This is a genomic window from Pseudoxanthomonas sp. 3HH-4, assembly GCF_006716465.1.
In the GTDB taxonomy this organism is placed as follows: Bacteria; Pseudomonadota; Gammaproteobacteria; order Xanthomonadales; family Xanthomonadaceae; genus Pseudoxanthomonas_A.
The window spans coordinates 1,491,443-1,510,328 of record NZ_VFPB01000001.1 but is presented as its reverse complement, the minus strand read 5'-3'; the positions used below and the strand labels follow the sequence as shown (position 1 = coordinate 1,510,328).

The following is an 18,886-nucleotide window of genomic DNA, read 5'->3' as shown; positions in this document are numbered from 1 at the left end:
CTCCCACCCCCAGCATGCGCAAAACGTGGAGCTGCGCATGCGCTTTGCCATTGTCACCGAGACCTATCCGCCGGAGGTCAACGGCGTCGCCCTCACCGTGCAGGGACTGGAATCCGGCCTGCGCCAGCGTGGGCACGCAGTGTCGCTGGTCCGCCCACGGCAGGCGACCGATGCCGGTGCGGCCGATGACACGCTGCTCGTGCGCAGCGCCAGCCTGCCGCGCTATCCCGGACTGAGATTCGGCCTGCCCGCCACCCGGCGCCTGTTGGCGCAGTGGAAGCAGTCTCCGCCAGACGCGATCTACGTGGCCACGGAAGGCCCCTTGGGGTGGTCTGCCGTGCGCGCCGCGCGTCGGCTGGGCATTCCGGTGGCCACCGGCTTCCATACGCGTTTCGACGAATACATGCGCGACTACGGCGCGCGCTTCCTCGAACACACTGCGCTGCGCTGGATGCGCCGCTTCCACAATGACGCGGATGCCACGCTGGTCCCGACGCGCGAACTGGCCGACTTCCTGCAGTCGCAGGGCTTCCGGCATGTGGTGCGATTGGCGCGGGCGGTGGACGCGCAGCATTTCAGCCCGGCGCGGCGCGATGACCGCTTGCGTGCGCAGTGGGGCCTGCAGCCGGACGACCTGGCGGTGATCTACGTGGGCCGCATCGCAGCGGAGAAGAACCTGGACCTGTCGATCCGGGCTTTCGATGCGATCCGGCAGCAGCATCCGGCCGCGAAGTTCGTTTGGGTGGGCGATGGCCCGATCCGCGCGCGGCTCGCGCAGGAGCATCCGGACTTCATCTTCTGCGGCGTGCAGCGTGGCGACGCGCTGGCGCGGCACTTCGCCAGCGGCGACCTGTTCCTGTTTTCCAGCCACAGCGAAACCTTTGGCAACGTGACGCTGGAGGCGATGGCCAGCGGCGTGCCCACGGTGGCCTTCAATTATGGGGCCGCGCGCGAGCACCTGATCGACGGCGTGCACGGCGCCGCCGTCGACAGCGACGACGATTTCGTCAGCGCGGCCTTGCGGTTGGCGGGCGATGCCCCTGCGCGCCGCGCCATGGGGGATGCCGCCAGCGACGCGATGCGCGCGCTGCACCCTGACCAGGTGTCGGCCGATTTCGATGCCCTGCTGACCGACCTCGCCCTGACACGGAGAAGCCGCCATGCGTCCGTTGCTGCCGCGTAATCCCCTCATCGGCCGCGACACCGGCTGGTGCCTGCTGGCCAATCGCTGGGGCGAATGGAATGGCGTGCGTCGTTTCTTCGCCCTTGTCAGCCGGCTGGGCGATGGCGTGTTCTGGTACGTGCTGATGGCGGCGCTGGTCGTCGCCGATGGCCTGGACGGGCTGGCGGCTTCGGCGCACCTGGCGGCGACCGGCGTGATCGCACTGACGCTGTACAAGGCGTTGAAGCGCTGGACGAAGCGGCCACGCCCGTTCGCGTCGGATGTGCGCATCCGCGCATGGATCGCGCCGCTGGACGAGTTCAGCTTCCCGTCCGGGCATACGCTGCACGCGGTCGCATTCACCATCGTGGCGCTGGCGCACTACCCGGTGCTGGCCCCTTTGCTGATCCCGTTCGCGGCCTGCGTGGCGGTCTCGCGCGTGGTGCTGGGCCTGCACTACCCCAGCGACGTGCTGGCAGCGACGGTGATCGGCAGTGCACTGGCGACGCTTTCGATCTGGCTGGTACCGGGCGTAAGCCTGCTGGGCTGAGCCGGGCACCGCCCAGAGCGACAAGAAAATCGAACTCCGAGTTACCTTTCGTCAACTCAATGTTAGATTTTATTGATATTGAGTAAACTATTAATTACCTTGCTCCCCGTCCATCCACCAACGGGGAGCACCACCATGCTGTCGAAAGAACGTTTCGCCTGGGTCTGGCTGACGGCGCTGGCCGTCGTGTTCGCGCTGTACTTCACCTATATCTCGGTCAATGCCGACGCTGTCGCCGGCATGCACATGGGGCAGCGGATCGGCCTGCTTGCGATCGCGCTGGGCTCGCTGGGGGTGATTGCCCTGCTGACGACCCTGTTCGGACGCCATCGCGAAGAAGACGGCACGCCCACGCCCATCGACGAGCGCGACCGCCGCATCGAAGCCCGCGCCTCGGTCTACGCCTACTACGTGCTCATGGCCGGCATCATCCTCGTCGGCTGCGTGATGCCCTTCACCACCGGCGGCTGGACCATCGTGCACGCCACCCTGCTTGCGATCGCCGCCGCCGAATGCGTCCACGCCACGCTGGTCATCCATGGCTATCGTCGAGGCGGACATGTCTGAGGCCCGGGTCACCAACCAGATCCGCACGCTGCGCTTCCTGGCCGGCGAAATGACCCAGGCCGACCTTGGCAAGCGCGTGGGCGTGACGCGGCAGACGATTGCCGCGATCGAGGCCGGCAAGTATTCGCCCACGCTGGAATGCGCGTTCCGCATCGCAGAGGTGTTCGACAAGCCGCTGGTCGAAGTGTTCGGCTGGGAGCGCTGAACACCGGAACAAGCAGGAGCGCCAAAGGGTGCGCCTACAAGGGATCGAACCCGACCGCTCTCGCCCGCACCAGCGACGGCTGCCATTGGCCCGACCAGTCGCGGTCGTTGGCAACCTGGGCATTGGCCCGGCTGCGCTCCAGCGCTTCAACGTCGAGATCCGCGATGGCCCACACCTGGTCGTCGCGGGTCTGCACCACCACCCCGTCATCGGGCAGGCCGCGATCCATGGGCGCGAAGATCGCCGCCTCGCCGGTGTTGACGTCGAGGGCGGGACTCCACGCAGCTTCGCCCGCGGTGACCGACTGCGCCACGAACATCCGGTTCTCCAGCGCACGCGCCAGGCAGCCGACACGCACACGCGTAGCGCCGGCATCCGTATCCGTGCAGCTGGGCACCAGCAACAGGCGCGCACCGGCCTCGGCCTGCGCACGCACCGGCAGCGGGAATTCGCAGTCGTAGCAGATGGACACGCCGGCACGCACGCCGTCGATGTCGAAGACCTTCAGCGCATCGCCGCCCTCGATGACGCCCAATGCTTTCTCGAAACCGGTCAGCTGCAGCTTGTCCTGCCATGCGTGCGCGCCCTGCGGCGCGAACACATCGCTGCGGTTGACGTAGCGGCCATCGCCCTGCGCCAGCAGGAAGCTGCCGGCCACGATGTGCAGGTCCAGTTCCACAGCCAGCCGCCGGTACAGTGCCAGCCAATCATCGCGATAGCGCTGGATCGCCGCCAGCGAGGCGTGCAGGTCGGCCCGCGTGGCACTGTCGAAGGTCGCGGCCAATTCCAGCGACAGGTACTCCGGCAGGACGGCGACGCGTGCGCCGAGCGTAGCGGCCTCACCGAGCACAACGGCCTGTCGCTCGGCGAAGTCACCGAAATCCGCGGGCGCCTCGACGACGTACTTGGCGACGGCGACCTTCATCGCAACGGTCCCAGTCCGCGCAACCAGAACGTCAGCGCATGATCCACCTCGCCGCGGCCGATCTCGTTCCACGCCAGCCGCATCGTCATGCCCGGTTGCCGCGTATAGCCGCGTCTGTCCCAGAACGCCTCATGGGTGCGATGCCCGACCGGCCTGCGAGGATCGTCCGCATCACGATCGACGGCGCAGAAAGCCGTCCACCCAAACCGTCCCAGTGCGCGCGCATGCGCTTCGCGGTGATCGAAGAACGCGTGACCAATGCCATGACCGCGGTAGGCCGGCAGCAACACGGATTCGCCGAAGTAGAAGACGTCCTCCGGATCCATCCCGCTATCCAGGAACGGCTGGCGGAAGGCTTCGGTGTCATCCGCCAACGGCACGCCGGTGGAGGCACCGACCACCTCCCCGCCCTGCATCGCCAGCACGAACACACTTTCCGCCGAGCGCGCATATGCGGCCAGGTAGTCGCGCTCGAAGTCCGGATCGCCCTCGTAAAGATAGGGCCAGTCGCGGAACACGGTCACGCGAAGGCGCGCGACGTCATCAAGCCAAGGCGTGATTTCCGGCCCGCGGAAGAGGCCGATGGTGTGCGCAGAGTTCATCCCTGAACTCTAGCGCACGCCACCGGCCGGGGCGAGGCAGCCGCACGGCGTCCCGCCGCTAGCGGCGTGTGGAGAATGCGTCGATGTGTTGCAGTCCGCGATCGTCCCAGATGTACACCGCGCAGGCCGCGGCAGGCAGCAGGCACAACGCCGCGCGGCCGTCGTCGCTGCGCGTGTCGAACCGCTGCGACGCGCCCTGGCCCTGGTCGCGCCACGCGGTGTACGTAAGGGGATGCGTCCAGCGCCCCAGGCCTTCCCTGGCCTGGCGTGCATCCTGCAGATAACCGGCCGCGCGCGATACCAGGGCGGCGATCGTCTGCGACGAAAGCCTGAAAAGCAGGCACCCCCTGCGCCGATGCACGAGCGGGAACAACAGCGTGGCCAGCGTGGCATCGTCCATGGCATCGACGATGACCGCGTCGGTCCCGATCTTCTCTGGGAGTACGCGCCGGGCACGCCGATGCAGGGTGGCGGGATCGATCATGGCCGCCTCAGCGCAGTTCCGTGCCCAGCGCATACCAGTCCACCTTGCGGGTGACCCACATGATCACGGCCAGGATGCCGAACAGCAGCAACGAGCCCATCAGCAGTGCGTTGTTCTCGGACTTCAGCAGGATGTACAGCACGCCGTACAGCGCGGTCAGCATGGTCGCGAAGCCTGCCGCGCGCAGCCAGCTCTGCAGTACGCCCGACAGGTAGAAGAACTGCAGGCCGATGCAGGCCGCGGCGGAGACGAGGTAGGCCTGCCAGAACGCGATGTGCTCGGACAGGCTGAGCAGCAGCAGGAAGAAGATCGCCAGCGCCAGGCCCACCAGCAGGTATTGCAGCGGATGGATCGGCAGGCGCTTGATCAGTTCGAACAGCGCGAAGCCGACGAAGGTCAGTACCACGAACAGGATGCCGTACTTGCTGGCACGGTCGACCTGCGTGTAGACGTCGACGGTATCCGCCAGGCTGACCACCGCGCTGTCGATGGCGGTATCGCTGCTGCTGTCGGCACCGTAGCCGGATGGCGTGGCGCTCACCGATGGTGGCTGGGTCAGCTTGCCCGATGCGGATTCCAGCTGGCTCTGCGCGGCGCTCGCCAGTGAGGAGACCTGCCAGCGCGCGGTGAAGCCCGCATCGCCCAACGTCTTGCTGTTGGGCAGGAAGCGGCCGCCGAACAGCGGCTGGCGCCAGGGCGAACTCATCGCAATGTCGTTGCTGTCCGCGATCGGCGCGATACCGATCGTCTGGGTGCCGGCCAGTGCCATGTCCAGGTGCACCTCGCTCGCCGGCAGCGAGCTGCCCTGCACCTCCAGCAGCGCGTGAATGCCTTCCATCCGCGACGACAGCGCGCCGGTGCCGGCGGCCAGCGTCCGTGGCACGCCATCGACCTTCAGCGACGGCGTGCCGACCAGGCCGCGCACATCGGCCATGCCGACCACCATGTAGGGCTGCCCGTAGATGCGCCCGTCGGTACCCGGCACCTGCAGCGGTGCGAAGCTCGCCTTCATCGCCGCCTTCCATTCGTACACGTTGACCGTGTACAGCCCGATGCGTCGCTCGCCTGGCTGCAGACGGCCGTCCACGGTCAGGGTTGCCGGGGTCTGAAGCAGGTAGCCTTCCTTCACATCCCGGCGCACCTCGGGCTTGCCGTCTTCGTTCAACGCGTTGACGAGGCGCTCTTCGCGCCACGGGACGACGCGCAAGGGGCCGACCACCTGCTGTGGCCCGGCCATACTCTGCGAGACGCGTGTTTCGGCCAGCGTGCGGTAACGCTCGCGGTCCTGGATGACCCCGCGGATCATCACCAGCGGAATGAGCAGCAGCAGGACCAGCCCGCCGACGGTGAGGAAACGCAACAGCAACTTCAATGACTTCATGTCGATGCCCCGGTTGGATACGGGATGCATCGTCCGGTGCCGGTGTGCAACCGGCAGGAAGCGTGTTTGAAGGCTGTGTGAAGTGCGGACTAGAGCCTGGGCAGCGACAGCACCGCTTCGGCACCACCGTCGTGGCGGTTGTCCAGCGTGGCTTCGCCCCCGTGCAGGCGCATCACTTCGCGCACGAACGGCAAGCCCAGGCCGGAACTGCGTTGACCTCCATCGGGCCTGGGCAGCGAGTAGAAGCGTTCGAACACGCGCTCGCGCGCATAGTCGGGCACGCCCGGCCCGCGGTCGCGGACGATGAAGCGCACAAGTCCGTCCGTGGCCTCGACCGCGAGCTCCACCGTGCCGCCCGGCGGCGAAAAGGCGATGGCGTTGTCCAGCAGGTTGCCCAGTGCGCGCCGCAGCAGGAAGGCGTCGCCTTCCACCGCCCAGACCCCCGCCTGCGGCACGCGCACCACCTCCACGCCATGCGGGGTGAGCTTGGCATCCAGGCCCTGCACCACCTCGTCGGCCAGCGCCCCGGTGTCCACGCGCTCCCGGCGCTGCAGCCAGCCGTGCTGTTCCACTTCGGCCAACGCCAGCAGCTTGTCGATGGTCTCGGTGAGCCGGTGTTCCTGGGTCTGGATGTTGCGCACGAAACGCTGGTGGTCGGCTTCGGGCAGGGGTTCCTGCAGCAACTCGGCGGCGCCGCGGATCGCCGCGAGCGGGCTCTTCATCTCGTGCGTGAGCGACTGCACGTACTGCTCCACGTACGCCTTGCCCTGCAGCTTGCGGCGCATGGTTTCCAGTGCGCGGCCAAGGTCGCCGATCTCGTCGGCGCGCGGGCGCGGCGGCGGCACGGGCTCACCGGCGCTGACCGCCTGCGCGTAGCGGTTCAACCCGCCGATGCCGCGAACCAGCCACCACGTCATCAGCACGCCGATCAGGGCGGAGATGCCGATCAGCCAGGCGCCGCGCAACAGGATGCTGCGCTGGCTGGCAACGATGAAGGGCTCGATGCTGCGGTTGGGCTGCGACAGCGTCAGCACGCCCAGCAGCGTGGCGCGATCGGCCGGATCGTAGATCGGCGCGGCCACGTGCATCACCGTATTGGTCTCGTCACCCGGCGATTCTGGACTCGAACGGGCTCCGTACTCGCCTCGCAGGGTGCGGTAGACATCGTTCCAGCGCGAGTTGTCGCGGCCGACATCGCGCCCCTCCGAGTCGAAGACCACCATACCGCGCGCGTCGGTCACGGTTACACGGTAGTCCACGGAGCGCTTCTGGAAGCGCCACACCCAGGCCTTGGGGTCGCGCTGCTGCGCAGCGGCCACGTTGCCGGCGAAGGCACCGTCGGTGATGCGGCCCGCCTTCAGGTCGTCGGCGGCCATTTCGGCCAGCACGTTGGCCGCGTCGACCAGCGTCGATTCCATCGCCTGGCGCACGCCCGGCTTCACTTCGTTGACGAACACCCGCATCACGAAGAATGCGGCGATGCCGACGATCAGGAAGAAGCCGAGGACGAGCTTCAGCCCCAGCCGCATCTCAGGCCTCGATCGCGTAGCCCAGCCCGCGGTGCGTGCGGATCGGGTCGGGGTCGGCGCCAGCCGCGCGCAGCTTGGCGCGCAGCGTCTTGATGTGGGTGTCGACGGTGCGGTCGGCGCTGTCGGCGTCGCTGTCCCATACGCGGTCCATCAGCTGCGCACGGGTGAGGATCGCGCCCGGCCGCTGCAGCAGCGCATCCAGCAGCGCGTACTCGTAGCGGGTCAGGTCCAGCACCTGCTGCCGGTAACGGATGCGGTGGCCGTCGCGGTCGATGGCGAAGTCGCCGCGCGCGGTCCATTCCCCCTCCGTGGCCTTGACGGTACCGCCTGCACGCCGCAGGCGGGCACGCACGCGCGCCACCAGTTCGCGTGGCGAGAACGGCTTGGTGACATAGTCGTCCGCGCCCAGTTCCAGGCCCAGCACCCGGTCGATCTCGTCGTTGCGCGCGGTCAGGAAGATCACCGGCACGTCGCTGAAACCGCGCAGTTCGCGGCAGACATCGAAGCCGCTGGCATCGGGCAGGCCGACATCGAGCACCACCACGTCCACGCCACCGGCGCGCACACGCGGCGCGACCTCGCGCGCCAGCAGGCAGTGGTCGGCTTCGATCCCTTCGCTGCGCAGGGCATACAGCACGGCATCGGCGATGGCGGCTTCGTCTTCGGCAATCAATACACGGGGCATGGCGCAAGCATATATGCTGCGCGCCATGAATTACCGCCATGCCTTCCACGCCGGCAACCATGCAGACGTCCTCAAGCACGTCGTGCTGCTGGCCATGATCGATGCACTGAAACGCAAGGACGCGCCGTTCTTCGTGCTGGACACGCATGCCGGGCGCGGTCGTTACCTGCTCGGCGGCTCGGAAAGCCGCAAGACCTCCGAGGCCGACGAAGGGGTGTTCAAGCTGCTCGACGCGCCTCGCATGCCGGAACTCGTCGAGGCCTATCTTCGCGCGGTGCAGGCGAGCAATCCGGTCGGGGCGCTGATCGCCTACCCCGGTTCGCCGCTGCTGACCGCGCAGGCGCTGCGCGAGCACGACCGGCTGGCGGCCTGCGAACTGCAACCGGACGAGGCGCAGGCGCTGAAGGACCTGTTCGCCGGCGACGACCGCGTCGCCGTCCACGCACGCGACGGCTACGCTGCGATGAAGGCGTTGCTGCCACCCCGCGCGGGTTCGCAGCGCATTGCACGCGGCCTGGTACTGATCGATCCACCCTACGAAGCCCAGGATGCGGAGTACCCGCAGATCATCGCGTCGCTGCGGGACGCGCTGGAGCGTTGGCCGGCCGCGACCTATGCGGTCTGGTACCCCATCAAGCAGCGGCGCACGCTGTCGCCGTTCTTCCGCAAGGCGACCTCGCTGCCCTCCAAGGGGGCGTTCGTCGCCGAGTTGCAGGTCCGGCCGGATGACTCGCCGCTGCGCCTCACCGGCAGCGGCATGCTGGTGCTCAATCCGCCCTGGCAACTGGACAAGGCGCTGGCACCCGTGCTGCCGGCGCTCGCCGCCGCCCTGGGCGAGGCCGGCGCAAGCCACCGGCTGGAGTGGCTGCGCGCACCGGACTGACCCCGGCGTCGGGATCACGCGGCCCGGTCAGGGGGCTGTGCGAGAATCGCCCCTTTCCCTTTCACGACGACCCTCATCCATGGCCGGATCCAGCCTCTTCGCCCTGATCGACGACATCGCCACGTTGCTGGACGATGTGTCCGTGATGACCAAGGTGGCCGCGAAGAAGACGGCTGGCGTGCTGGGCGACGACCTCGCGCTGAATGCCCAGCAGGTCACCGGCGTGAAGGCGGACCGCGAGTTGCCCGTGGTATGGGCGGTGGCGAAGGGATCGGTGGTCAACAAGGCCATCCTGGTGCCGGCCGCACTGGCGATCAGCGCGCTGGAAACCTGGCTGCACGGCAAGGGCTACAACATCCCGCTGGTGACACCGCTGATGATGCTGGGCGGCGCCTTCCTGTGCTTCGAGGGCGTGGAGAAGCTGGCGCACAAGTTCCTGCATGGCAAGGACAAGGACAGCCAGCACCACGCCGAACTGGTCAAGGCGGTGCAGGACACGAACGTGGACATGGTCGCGTTCGAGAAGGACAAGATCCGCGGCGCCATCCGCACCGACTTCATCCTGTCGGCGGAGATCATCGTCATTTCGCTGGGCACGCTGACGGGACGCACCTTCATGGAGCAGGTGCTCACGCTGGTGGCGATCTCCGCGATCATGACCGTGGGCGTCTACGGCCTGGTGGGCGGCATCGTGAAGCTGGACGATGCCGGCCTGGCGTTGACCTCGGATGTCCGCGAGAACGGCTGGGCGCGGTTCAAGCGCGCCTTCGGCCGCGGCATCCTCTACAGCGCGCCCTACCTGATGAAATTCCTTTCGATCGCCGGCACCGCCGCGATGTTCCTCGTCGGTGGCGGCATCCTCGTCCACAGCATCCCGGCGCTGCACCACTTCATCCAGCCTTACGCAGAAGGCAGCGTGGGCTGGTTGTGGGAAGGCCTGTTCAATGCAGGTGTCGGCGTGGTCGCCGGCGCGATCATCGTGGCCGTGGTCACCGCCATCTCGCGCCTGCGCGGCAAACGCCACGGCGCCTGAACCAGCGACGCCACGGCCCTCGCCCCGTCTCCGGATTTCATGCGAGCATCACATCATGACCGCACCGAAACGCCTCCCGCCCTGGCATGAACACTTCCGCCTACCCAATGGGCGCGAATTGTTGATCCGGCCGATCCGGCCTGAAGACGCCGGCCCCATCCAGGGCGCGTTCGGACTGCTGGGTCCGGAGGAAATACGTCACCGCTTCCTCTACGCGCTGAAGGAACTCACGCCCGAGATGGCGCAGCGGCTGGCGCACCCCGACCCCAACACCGAATTCGCGCTGGTCGCCGCCGAAACGCTGCCCCCGGGCGAAGCGCTGGTGGGTGCGGTAGCCCGCGCGGCCATGGTTTCGCGCACGCGCGATGCCGAGTTCGCCATCCTGGTCAGCCACTTCATCGCCGGCCAGGGTCTGGGCCGCCACCTGATGCGCAAGCTCGCCAAGTGGGCGCGTTCCAAGAAGCTCGACCGCCTGTATGGCGATGTGCTGGATTCCAACCAGCCGATGCTCGCGCTGGCGCAGTCGCTGGGGTTCAAGCGCGTGCGCGAGAACGACGGCTCCGGTCTGGTCCGTGTGGTACTGGACCTCAACGAAGAAGCCTGAGCCGCGCAGCGCTGACGTTCCGATCAACGGCCGCCCCGGCATCGGCGCGCAGGCGTAGGCTGCCGTGCAGGGGGCTGGCGGCAAGCCCTGCCGTGTTCGCCCAGGTCACGGCCCATGGCTATCGACAATGATCGCCTGAACACCTTCCTCAGCCGCGCGGTCGGCGATCTCGGTGCAGCGATCAGCGCCACGCTGATGCTGGTCGGCGACCGCCTGGGCTTGTACCGCGCGCTGGCGGTCTCCCCGGCCACGCCTGCCGACCTCGCCCAGCGCACGCACACGCATGAGCGCTACATCCGCGAATGGCTGGCCAACCAGGCCGCCGGCGGGTACGTCACCTACGACGCCGAAAGCGGCCGTTATTCGCTTGACGACGCGCAGGCGCTCTGCCTGGCGAGTCCCGACAGTCCTGTCGATCTGGCCGGCGCCTACTACATCGTCGAAGCCGCCTTCCATGCACTGGAACGCACCACCGAGAACTTCCGCAGCGGCCAGGGCATGGAATGGGGCGAGCACCACGCCTGCCTGTTCCATGGTACCGAGCGTTTCTTCCGCGCCGGCTATCACGCCCACCTGCTGACCGAATGGCTGCCCGCGCTGGACGGCGTGGTGGACAAGCTCACGCACGGTGCGCTGGTAGCGGACGTGGGCTGTGGCCATGGCGCCAGCACGGTACTGATGGCCCGGGCTTTCCCGCATTCGCAGTTCGTCGGCTACGACTACCATGCGGATTCGATCCGCACCGCCAACGAACGCGCGCAGGCAAGCGGCGTGCGCAATGCGCGCTTCGAGGTGGCCGACGCGGTCAGCTACGGCGAAGAGGGCCTGGACCTGGTGACGTTCTTCGACTGCCTGCACGACATGGGCGATCCGATCGGCGCGGCACGACACGCCCACGACGCCCTCAAACCGGATGGCCACTGCCTGCTGGTGGAGCCCTTCGCTGGCGACCACGTGCAAGACAATCTCAATGCGGTGGGGCGCGTGTACTACGGCGCGTCGTCGCAGATCTGTGTGCCGGTATCGCTGGCCCGCCATGGGCCTGCGCTCGGCGCCCAGGCCGGTCAGGCCCGCCTGCACCAGGTCATGGCGGAGGGCGGGTTCCGGCGTTTCCGGCGCGCGGCACAAACGCCGTTCAACCTGGTACTGGAAGCCCGCCCCTGAGCCCGCCGAGGAGATCGCCATGCCCCGTTACCTCATCGAACGCGACATCGAAGGGGCTGGCCTGATGACGCCGGCCGAACTGAAGGCCGTCTCGCAGAAGTCCTGCAGTGTGCTGTCCGAACTCGGCCCGCTGGTGCAGTGGGAACACAGCTACATCACCGACGACAAGGTCTATTGCGTTTACCGCGCACCCAGCGAAGCCCTGGTCCGCGAACACGCGCGCCTTGGTGGCTTCCCGGCCAACCGCATTTCCACGGTAACGCAGGTGATCGATCCCCTTACCGCGGAGTGACCCGTCCCGGGCGTGACGGCCCGTCGGCGCACACTTGGTAAACTCCACCTCCCTTTGCGCTGGGCACCCCATGGTGTCCGGCGCTGCCGCTGTTTTGTGTACCCATGACCGATACCAAGAAACCTGCCCCGCCCGCTCCGCCCCTGCCTCGTGGCGGCCAATCCCGCGCCTGGTGGCGCGCGCCCGCGTCGCCCACCGCGCTGGCCTGGTCCATCGCCTCCGCCGCCCGCGCGCATGACGGGCCATTACTGGTTGTCGCGCGCGACAACCACGAAGCGCACCAGTTGGAAGCGGACCTGCACACCTTGCTGGGCACGGTGGCCGACGTGCCGGTGGTGCCGTTCCCGGATTGGGAGACGCTGCCCTACGACCAGTTCAGCCCGCACCCGGACATCGTGTCGCAACGCCTGGCCGCGCTGCACCGCCTGCCCACGCTGGCGCGCGGCATCGTGATCGTTCCGGTGCAGACACTGATGCAGCGCCTGTCGCCGCTGCGCCACATCGTCGGCGGCAGCTTCGACTATCGCGTCGGCCAGCGCCTGGACTTCGATGCCGAGAAGCGCCGGCTCGAAGCGGCCAGCTACCGGCACGTGCCGCAAGTACTGGACCCGGGCGACTTCGCCGTGCGTGGCGGCCTGCTGGATGTCTATCCGATGGGCGCGGAGGCGCCGCTGCGGATCGAACTGCTCGACGACAGCATCGACTCGCTCCGCCATTTCGATCCGGAAAGCCAGCGCTCGCTCGACCGGACCGATACCGTTCAATTGCTGCCAGGGCGCGAAGTGCCACTGGACGAACGGTCGGTGGAACGCGCGATGACGCTGCTGCGTGACCGCTTCGACGTGGACACGCGCCGTAGTGCGCTCTATCAGGACCTCAAGTCCGGTTTGGCACCGGCCGGCGTGGAGTACTACCTCCCGCTGTTCTTCGACCAGACCTCCACGCTGTTCGACTATCTGCAGGAAAACACGCTGCCCGTGCTCACCGACGGCTTCGGTGAAGCCGCCGAGGCCTTCTGGGCGCAGACACGCAATCGTTACGAGCAGCGCCGCCACGACATCGAACGCCCGCTGTTGCCACCGGAAGAGCTGTACTTGCCACCGGATGGCCTGCGCGAGCAACTCAACCAGCGCGCTCGCATCGAGGTCTGCGGCGCGCAACACAGCCGATACGCCGATGCGCAGCCGCTGGGCGACCAACCGTTGCCGCCGCTCCCGGTCGCGGCGAAGGACGCACCCGCCGGCGAGGCCCTGAAGTCGTTCCTCGGCCACTACCCGGGCCGGGTGCTGATCGCCGCCGATTCGGCAGGTCGTCGCGAGGCACTGCTGGAAGTGCTGCAGGCGGCGGAACTGAAGCCGGAAGTGGTCCCCGATTTCAGCGCCTTTCTCCCTTCTCCCCCCGGGAGAAGGTGGCGCGAAGCGCCGGATGAGGGTGCGGCGGAGACCTCGACAACTGAACCATCGCGCACGTCCCGCACCCTCACCCCAACCCCCGCTGCGCGCCCCGGCCCCCGCGTCGACGCGGGCGCGCTCAGCGATCCGCGAACCGATGGTTCGCAAGCAGATCGCTTCGCCCCGAAGGGAGAGGGGCTCCTACGCTTCGCCATCGCCGTCGCCCCACTGGCCGACGGCTTCGCCCTCGACGATCCGCGCATCGCGGTGCTCACCGAGCGTCAGCTGTTCCCCGAACGCGCCACCCAGGCGCATCGCCGCAAGCGCACCGGCCGCGAGCCCGAAGCGATCATCCGCGACCTTGGCGAACTGACCGAAGGCGCGCCCATCGTCCATGAAGACCACGGCGTGGGCCGCTATCGCGGACTGATCGCGATGGACGTGGGCGGCATGCCGGGCGAGTTCCTCGAGATCGAATACGCCAAGGGCGATCGCCTGTACGTGCCGGTGGCGCAGCTGCACCTGATAAGCCGTTACTCGGGCGCGTCGGTGGAAACGGCGCCGCTGCATTCGCTCGGTGGCGAGGCATGGGCCAAGGCGAAGAAAAAGGCCGCAGAGAAGGTCCGCGACGTCGCCGCAGAACTGCTGGAGATCCAGGCGCGCCGGCAGGCCCGCGCCGGCCTGGCGCTGCACCTGGACCGTGCGATGTACGAGCCGTTCGCGGCAGGCTTCCCGTTCGAGGAGACGCCCGACCAGCACCACGCCATCGAAGCGGTCATCCGCGACCTGGCCAGCAGCCAGCCGATGGACCGCGTGGTCTGCGGCGACGTCGGCTTCGGCAAGACCGAGGTGGCCGTGCGGGCCGCCTTCGCTGCGGCCAGCGCCGGCAAGCAGGTGGCGGTGCTGGTGCCCACCACGCTGCTGGCCGAGCAGCACTACCGCAACTTCCGCGACCGCTTCGCCGACTGGCCGCTGAAGGTGGAGGTGCTGTCGCGCTTCAAGACCACCAAGGAGATCAAGGCCGAGCTCGATCGCCTGGCGGAGGGCAAGCTGGACGTGATCGTCGGCACGCATCGCCTGCTGCAGCCGGACGTGAAGTTCAAGGATCTCGGCCTGGTGATTGTCGACGAAGAACAGCGCTTCGGTGTGCGCCAGAAGGAAGCGCTGAAGGCACTGCGCGCCAACGTGCACCTGCTGACGCTGACCGCCACGCCCATCCCGCGCACGCTCAACATGGCGATGGCCGGCCTGCGCGACCTGTCCATCATCGCTACCCCACCGGCGAACCGCATGGCAGTGCAGACCTTCGTCACGCCGTGGGACGCGGCCATGCTGAAGGAGGCGTTCCAGCGCGAACTCGCGCGTGGTGGTCAGGTGTACTTCCTGCACAACGACGTCGAAAGCATCGGCCGCATGCAGCGCGACCTGCAGGAGCTGGTGCCCGAAGCACGCATCGGCGTCGCGCACGGGCAGATGCCGGAACGCGAGCTTGAACAGGTGATGCTGGATTTCCAGAAGCAGCGCTTCAACGTGCTGCTGTGCACGACCATCATCGAGTCCGGCATCGACATTCCGAACGCCAATACCATCATCATGAACCGCGCCGACAAGTTCGGCCTGGCGCAGCTGCACCAGCTGCGTGGCCGCGTGGGCCGTTCGCACCATCGCAGCTACGCCTACCTGGTGGTGCCGGACAAGCGCAGCATCACCGCCGACGCGCAACGCCGGCTGGAAGCGATCGCATCGATGGACGAGCTGGGCGCCGGCTTCACCCTCGCCACGCACGATCTCGAAATCCGTGGTGCCGGTGAACTGCTGGGCGAGGACCAGAGCGGCCAGATGGCCGAGGTGGGCTTCAGCCTGTACACCGAACTGCTCGAGCGCGCGGTGCGCTCGATCAAGGCCGGGCACCTGCCCGACGTGGACCTGGGCCAGGAACGCCGCGGCGCCGAGGTTGAGTTGAACGTGCCGTCGCTGATCCCGGACGACTACCTGCCCGACGTGCACACGCGCCTGACGCTGTACAAGCGCATCAGCAGTGCGCGCGACAAGGACGAACTGCGCGACCTGCAGGTCGAGATGATCGACCGGTTCGGCCTGCTGCCGGATCCGGCCAAGTACCTGTTCGCCACGGCAGAACTGAAACTCGCCGCGAACGAGATGGGCATACGCAAGCTGGAACTGGGTGAACAGGGTGGACGCATCGTGTTCGAAGCCAAGCCGAAGATCGACCCGATGGCCGTGATCCAGCTGATCCAGAAACAGCCCAAGCTCTACGCGATGGATGGCCCGGACAAGCTGCGCATCAAGGTGCCGCTGCCGGAAGCGCCCGACCGCTTCAATGCAGCCAAGGCATTGCTGACCACGCTGGCGGTGTGATGCAAATTGGCCCCTGCTGGAGGCGCTTCAGCCCCTCCAGGGGTGAGGCGATGCGATCCGTCGCGACCGCGTACGACCCTGGCGCTACAGCTGCGATTCGATCGGCAGCCAGCCGACGGCACGCGCCACCCATCGGCGCCATGCGCTGGCTTCAGGTTCACGTTTCCACACCTTCGGCGGCTGCGCAGAGGCATCTTCCCAGCGCAGCGCGCCATCCTGCAGGTACACGCGATAGCTCATGTCGGGCGCGATCTTGGCCTGGTAGCTGCGCAGCAGCGCGGCGGCGGCACCGCGATCGCGGAACAGCACGCCCATCTCGGTGTTGAGGTTGACTGAACGCGGGTCGAGGTTGAAAGAGCCGATGAAGCCGGCGTTATCGTCCACGGCGAAGGCCTTCGTATGCAGGCTGGCGCCGCTGGAACCGAACAGGCTGCTGTCCTGGTCGCCATGCGGCATCAGCTCGAACAGCGTCACGCCGCCTTCCAGCAAAGGTACCCGGTAGGGTGCGTATCCCCCGTGCACGGCCATGACGTCGTTGGCGGCAAGCGAGTTCGTCAGGACGCTGACATCCACGCCCTGTGCACGCCTGGCCACCAGCCAGCGCGCGCCCTCGTCGCCCGGCACGAAGTACGGCGAGATCACCCGGAGCTGGCGCTTGGCCTCGCCCATCGCCCTGCCCAGCCGATGGACCAGCCACTGGCCCTGCCCTTCCCCCTGGCCCTTGGAGGCGGGATCGGAATACACGCCCACGTCATCCAGCCAGTGCAGCGTATTGCCTCCCACCAGCGCGCGGACACCGGGGGAACGCCGCAACCTCGCCACGTAGTCGCCCGCCTGTGCGGACGCATAACCGGCATCGCCGTTCTCGCGCAACCGTTCCAGCGCGCCCTCCTCCGCGGTCGTCAGCGCTGCAAGTGGAATGACCGAGGCGCTGTTCCAGAAGTCGTCGAAGATCGCCGCTGTCTGGGCGACCGCAGGTCCGATGAGTGCCGCATCCAGATCGAGGAAATTGGTCTGCGCGGCGGCGTCGAAATACTCGTCGCCCACGTTGCGGCCACCCACGACCGCCACGCGCCCATCGGCAATCCAGGCCTTGTTGTGCATGCGGCGGTTCATGCTGACCGGGCGCAGCAACATCTCGCTGGCACGGCCCAGCACGCCGGCACGGCTGCGCGAAGGGTTGAACAGGCGCACCTCGATGTTGGCATGCGCATCCAGCGCGGCGAGCTGGGAATCCTTGCCATGCGCGGTCATGTCGTCCAGCAGCAGGCGCACCCGCACGCCGCGATCGGCCGCGCGCAGTGCCTCATAGCTCAGCAGGTTGCCGGTGAAGTCCTGGTTCCAGATGTAGTACTGCAGGTCCAGGCTGCGGCCTGCCGCGCGCGCCGTGGCGGCACGCACGGTGAAGGCGTCGAGGTTGTCCTGCAACAGGGCCATCCCGCTCCGCCCCGGATGCTCGCGCAGCAAGGGCGCGATGGCGCGGTCGAGCGGCGTGGCATCGGCGGCGATCGGCAGCGACATCGAGGCAGGCCCGCGCGCGGCCTCCGCGAACCTTCCGTAGCTGTACAGCGCCGTGCACGACGCCACCACCAGGATCAGCAGCAGGATACCCAGCCGACGCAACCACTTGCGCATGGTGCCCCCTTTCTTCACGCATGTAACCTTATCGTAGCCGCAGCCGTGTGAGGACACCGCTTGCGCGGTTCCGCCCACCGTTGCACGCTCGATGCCTCCGCCATGTCCGGGATCGCCATGCGCCTGCCGCACCTGCTCCGCTTTTTCGCCCTGTCGCTCATGCTGTCGCTGGTGGCTGCATGCGTGACCACACCGCCGCGTGATGCCGCTTCAGCACCGCTTACTTTCATCGTGGTGCGGCACGCCGAGAAGGCGACCGACGACAAGGAGAATCCGAGCCTCTCCACTGAAGGCCTGGCCCGTGCCGAGGCGCTGGCCCAGCGCCTGCGCGGTGTCCCGCTCGCCGCGGCATTTGCCACCGAGTTCCGCCGCACCCAGCAGACCGCGCAGCCTGCCGCCACCGCCCATGGATTGGTGGTGGAGGCGTATTACGCGCGCGGCCCGGCTGCCGACATCGCCGCGCAATGGAAGCAGAAGCATCGCGCTGGCACCGTGCTGGTGGTGGGCCACAGCAACACCGTGCCCGACCTTGTGGCTGCCTTGTGCGGATGCGTCGCGGCGCCGATGGACGAGACCGAATACGACCGCGTCTCCATCGTCCGTGTGCATGCCGATCGGCCGGCAACCCTCGAGGTGCAGCGCTACGGCGCACCGACCGCGCGATGAAGGCCCTGTTCGGCGAATGGGATGGCAGCATCGCGCACGCGCGCCGGCTGCAGGAGGTGCTGGCGGCGGAGGTCGTGCTGCGCGACGACAGGCCCGAGGTACCGCGCTGGCTGGCAGGATTCGATGTCGGTTTCGAAGACGAAGGCGCCATCACGCGTGCCGCTGCCGTGCTGCTGACTGCCGACACGCTGCAACCCGTCGCATCGGAGGTGGTGCGCGTCCCCACCTCCATGCCCTACGTCCCCGGCCTGCTGAGCTTCCGCGAGTTGCCCGCGCTGGTGGCGGCGCTGGAACGCCTGCCGCACGCGCCGGATCTCGCCTTCATCGATGGCCAGGGCATCGCGCATCCGCGCCGGCTGGGCATCGCCGCACATTTCGGCGTGGTGACCGGACTGCCCAGCATCGGCGTGGCGAAAAACGTGCTGTGCGGCAAACACGATGCGCTCGGCGCCGCACCCGGAGAGCGCACGCCCCTCATCCATCGGGGCGAGCAGATCGGCTGGGCGCTGCGAAGCAAGGTGCGCTGCAATCCGCTGATCGTGTCGCCCGGCCACCGGGTGTCGATGCAGGGTGCACTCGACGGCGTTCTGCGGACCTTGCGGGGCTATCGCCTGCCCGAACCCACTCGGCTGGCCGACCGGTTGGCATCGCGACGGGACTGAAAGCGACACACCTCGGCTCATGCCCTTGATGGGGGATGCGCTGCAACGGATCGTTTCCGTATCGTCTGCCAGCGCCACGGCCCCGCG

The 18,886-nt window shown here is 67.8% G+C and carries 18 protein-coding genes and 2 pseudogenes; 13 read left to right on the top strand and 7 right to left on the bottom strand.

Annotated features, from left to right (window positions below; genetic code table 11):
* Nucleotides 1–37: 37 nt before the first annotated feature.
* The 4 genes from FB548_RS06890 to FB548_RS06875 all read left to right on the top strand — a co-directional run bounded on the left by FB548_RS06890 (nt 38) and on the right by FB548_RS06875 (nt 2,484).
* On the top strand, nt 38–1,183 hold the full coding sequence (locus FB548_RS06890; RefSeq protein WP_142123961.1) for a glycosyltransferase family 1 protein: 1,146 nt from the start codon (nt 38–40) through the stop codon (nt 1,181–1,183).
* Nucleotides 1,161–1,712 carry a phosphatase PAP2 family protein gene (locus tag FB548_RS06885; protein ID WP_142123960.1) on the top strand — a complete coding sequence of 184 codons (552 nt, stop codon included), beginning with the start codon at nt 1,161–1,163 and terminating at the stop codon, nt 1,710–1,712. The genes FB548_RS06890 and FB548_RS06885 overlap by 23 nt, the downstream gene beginning before the upstream one ends.
* Before the next feature lie 135 nt (nt 1,713–1,847).
* Nucleotides 1,848–2,279 carry a hypothetical protein gene (locus FB548_RS06880; RefSeq protein ID WP_142123959.1) on the top strand — a complete coding sequence of 144 codons (432 nt, stop codon included), beginning with the start codon at nt 1,848–1,850 and terminating at the stop codon, nt 2,277–2,279.
* Nucleotides 2,272–2,484: a helix-turn-helix transcriptional regulator gene (locus FB548_RS06875; protein ID WP_142123958.1), complete on the top strand. Its 213-nt coding sequence runs from the start codon at nt 2,272–2,274 to the stop codon at nt 2,482–2,484. The genes FB548_RS06880 and FB548_RS06875 overlap by 8 nt, the downstream gene beginning before the upstream one ends.
* A 34-nt stretch (nt 2,485–2,518) precedes the next feature.
* On the opposite strand, the gene FB548_RS06870 is transcribed toward FB548_RS06875, so the two are convergent.
* The 6 genes from FB548_RS06870 to creB form a co-directional block, all read right to left on the bottom strand.
* Nucleotides 2,519–3,409, bottom strand: a complete 891-nt coding sequence (locus FB548_RS06870) for a carbon-nitrogen hydrolase family protein (RefSeq protein WP_142123957.1) — start codon at nt 3,407–3,409, stop codon at nt 2,519–2,521.
* Complete coding sequence (locus tag FB548_RS06865; RefSeq protein WP_142123956.1) at nt 3,406–4,011, bottom strand: GNAT family N-acetyltransferase; 606 nt, start codon at nt 4,009–4,011, stop codon at nt 3,406–3,408. Before FB548_RS06865 ends, FB548_RS06870 begins: the two co-directional genes overlap by 4 nt.
* 58 nt (nt 4,012–4,069) lie before the next feature.
* Nucleotides 4,070–4,495 (bottom strand): hypothetical protein, encoded by a 426-nt coding sequence (locus tag FB548_RS06860; protein WP_142123955.1) that lies wholly within the window; start codon nt 4,493–4,495, stop codon nt 4,070–4,072.
* A 7-nt stretch (nt 4,496–4,502) separates the two neighbouring features.
* Nucleotides 4,503–5,876 (bottom strand): cell envelope integrity protein CreD, encoded by a 1,374-nt coding sequence (gene creD, locus FB548_RS06855; protein WP_142123954.1) that lies wholly within the window; start codon nt 5,874–5,876, stop codon nt 4,503–4,505.
* Between the two features lie 89 nt (nt 5,877–5,965).
* Complete coding sequence (creC, locus tag FB548_RS06850) at nt 5,966–7,405, bottom strand: two-component system sensor histidine kinase CreC (protein WP_142123953.1); 1,440 nt, start codon at nt 7,403–7,405, stop codon at nt 5,966–5,968.
* 1 nt (nt 7,406) lies between these two features.
* Complete coding sequence (gene creB / locus FB548_RS06845) at nt 7,407–8,117, bottom strand: two-component system response regulator CreB (protein ID WP_185742001.1); 711 nt, start codon at nt 8,115–8,117, stop codon at nt 7,407–7,409.
* Between creB and rlmJ the strand changes: the two genes are divergently transcribed.
* The 7 genes and pseudogenes from rlmJ to mfd all read left to right on the top strand — a co-directional run.
* Nucleotides 8,116–8,973, top strand: coding sequence for a 23S rRNA (adenine(2030)-N(6))-methyltransferase RlmJ (rlmJ, locus tag FB548_RS06840; protein WP_142124131.1), 858 nt, complete (start codon nt 8,116–8,118; stop codon nt 8,971–8,973). The genes creB and rlmJ overlap by 2 nt on opposite strands.
* 79 nt (nt 8,974–9,052) lie before the next feature.
* A complete protein-coding gene (locus tag FB548_RS06835; protein WP_142123951.1) occupies nt 9,053–10,006 on the top strand; it encodes a DUF808 domain-containing protein in 954 nt (317 codons plus the stop codon).
* 55 nt (nt 10,007–10,061) lie between these two features.
* On the top strand, nt 10,062–10,610 hold the full coding sequence (locus FB548_RS06830) for a GNAT family N-acetyltransferase (RefSeq protein WP_142123950.1): 549 nt from the start codon (nt 10,062–10,064) through the stop codon (nt 10,608–10,610).
* Nucleotides 10,611–10,724: 114 nt separating this feature from the next.
* Nucleotides 10,725–11,774, top strand: coding sequence for a class I SAM-dependent methyltransferase (locus tag FB548_RS06825; protein WP_142123949.1), 1,050 nt, complete (start codon nt 10,725–10,727; stop codon nt 11,772–11,774).
* 19 nt (nt 11,775–11,793) lie between these two features.
* Nucleotides 11,794–12,066 carry a DUF4242 domain-containing protein gene (locus tag FB548_RS06820; protein ID WP_142123948.1) on the top strand — a complete coding sequence of 91 codons (273 nt, stop codon included), beginning with the start codon at nt 11,794–11,796 and terminating at the stop codon, nt 12,064–12,066.
* A gap of 104 nt (nt 12,067–12,170) precedes the next feature.
* A pseudogene (locus FB548_RS19125) lies at nt 12,171–13,454 on the top strand (transcription-repair coupling factor); the annotation flags it as partial.
* Nucleotides 13,455–13,652: 198 nt separating this feature from the next.
* A pseudogene (gene mfd / locus FB548_RS19120) lies at nt 13,653–15,836 on the top strand (transcription-repair coupling factor); the annotation flags it as partial.
* A gap of 84 nt (nt 15,837–15,920) precedes the next feature.
* Here mfd and FB548_RS06810 read toward each other — a convergent pair.
* Nucleotides 15,921–17,471 (bottom strand): phospholipase D family protein, encoded by a 1,551-nt coding sequence (locus tag FB548_RS06810; protein ID WP_142123946.1) that lies wholly within the window; start codon nt 17,469–17,471, stop codon nt 15,921–15,923.
* Between the two features lie 102 nt (nt 17,472–17,573).
* Here FB548_RS06810 and FB548_RS06805 point away from each other — a divergent pair, with 102 nt between their 5' ends.
* Both FB548_RS06805 and nfi read left to right on the top strand, forming a co-directional pair.
* Nucleotides 17,574–18,137 carry a phosphoglycerate mutase family protein gene (locus FB548_RS06805; RefSeq protein ID WP_142123945.1) on the top strand — a complete coding sequence of 188 codons (564 nt, stop codon included), beginning with the start codon at nt 17,574–17,576 and terminating at the stop codon, nt 18,135–18,137.
* The gene (nfi, locus tag FB548_RS06800) at nt 18,134–18,799 is read left to right on the top strand and encodes a deoxyribonuclease V (protein WP_142123944.1); all 666 of its coding nucleotides are present in this window, start codon (nt 18,134–18,136) and stop codon (nt 18,797–18,799) included. The genes FB548_RS06805 and nfi overlap by 4 nt, the downstream gene beginning before the upstream one ends.
* The last annotated feature ends 87 nt before the right edge of the window (nt 18,800–18,886 follow it).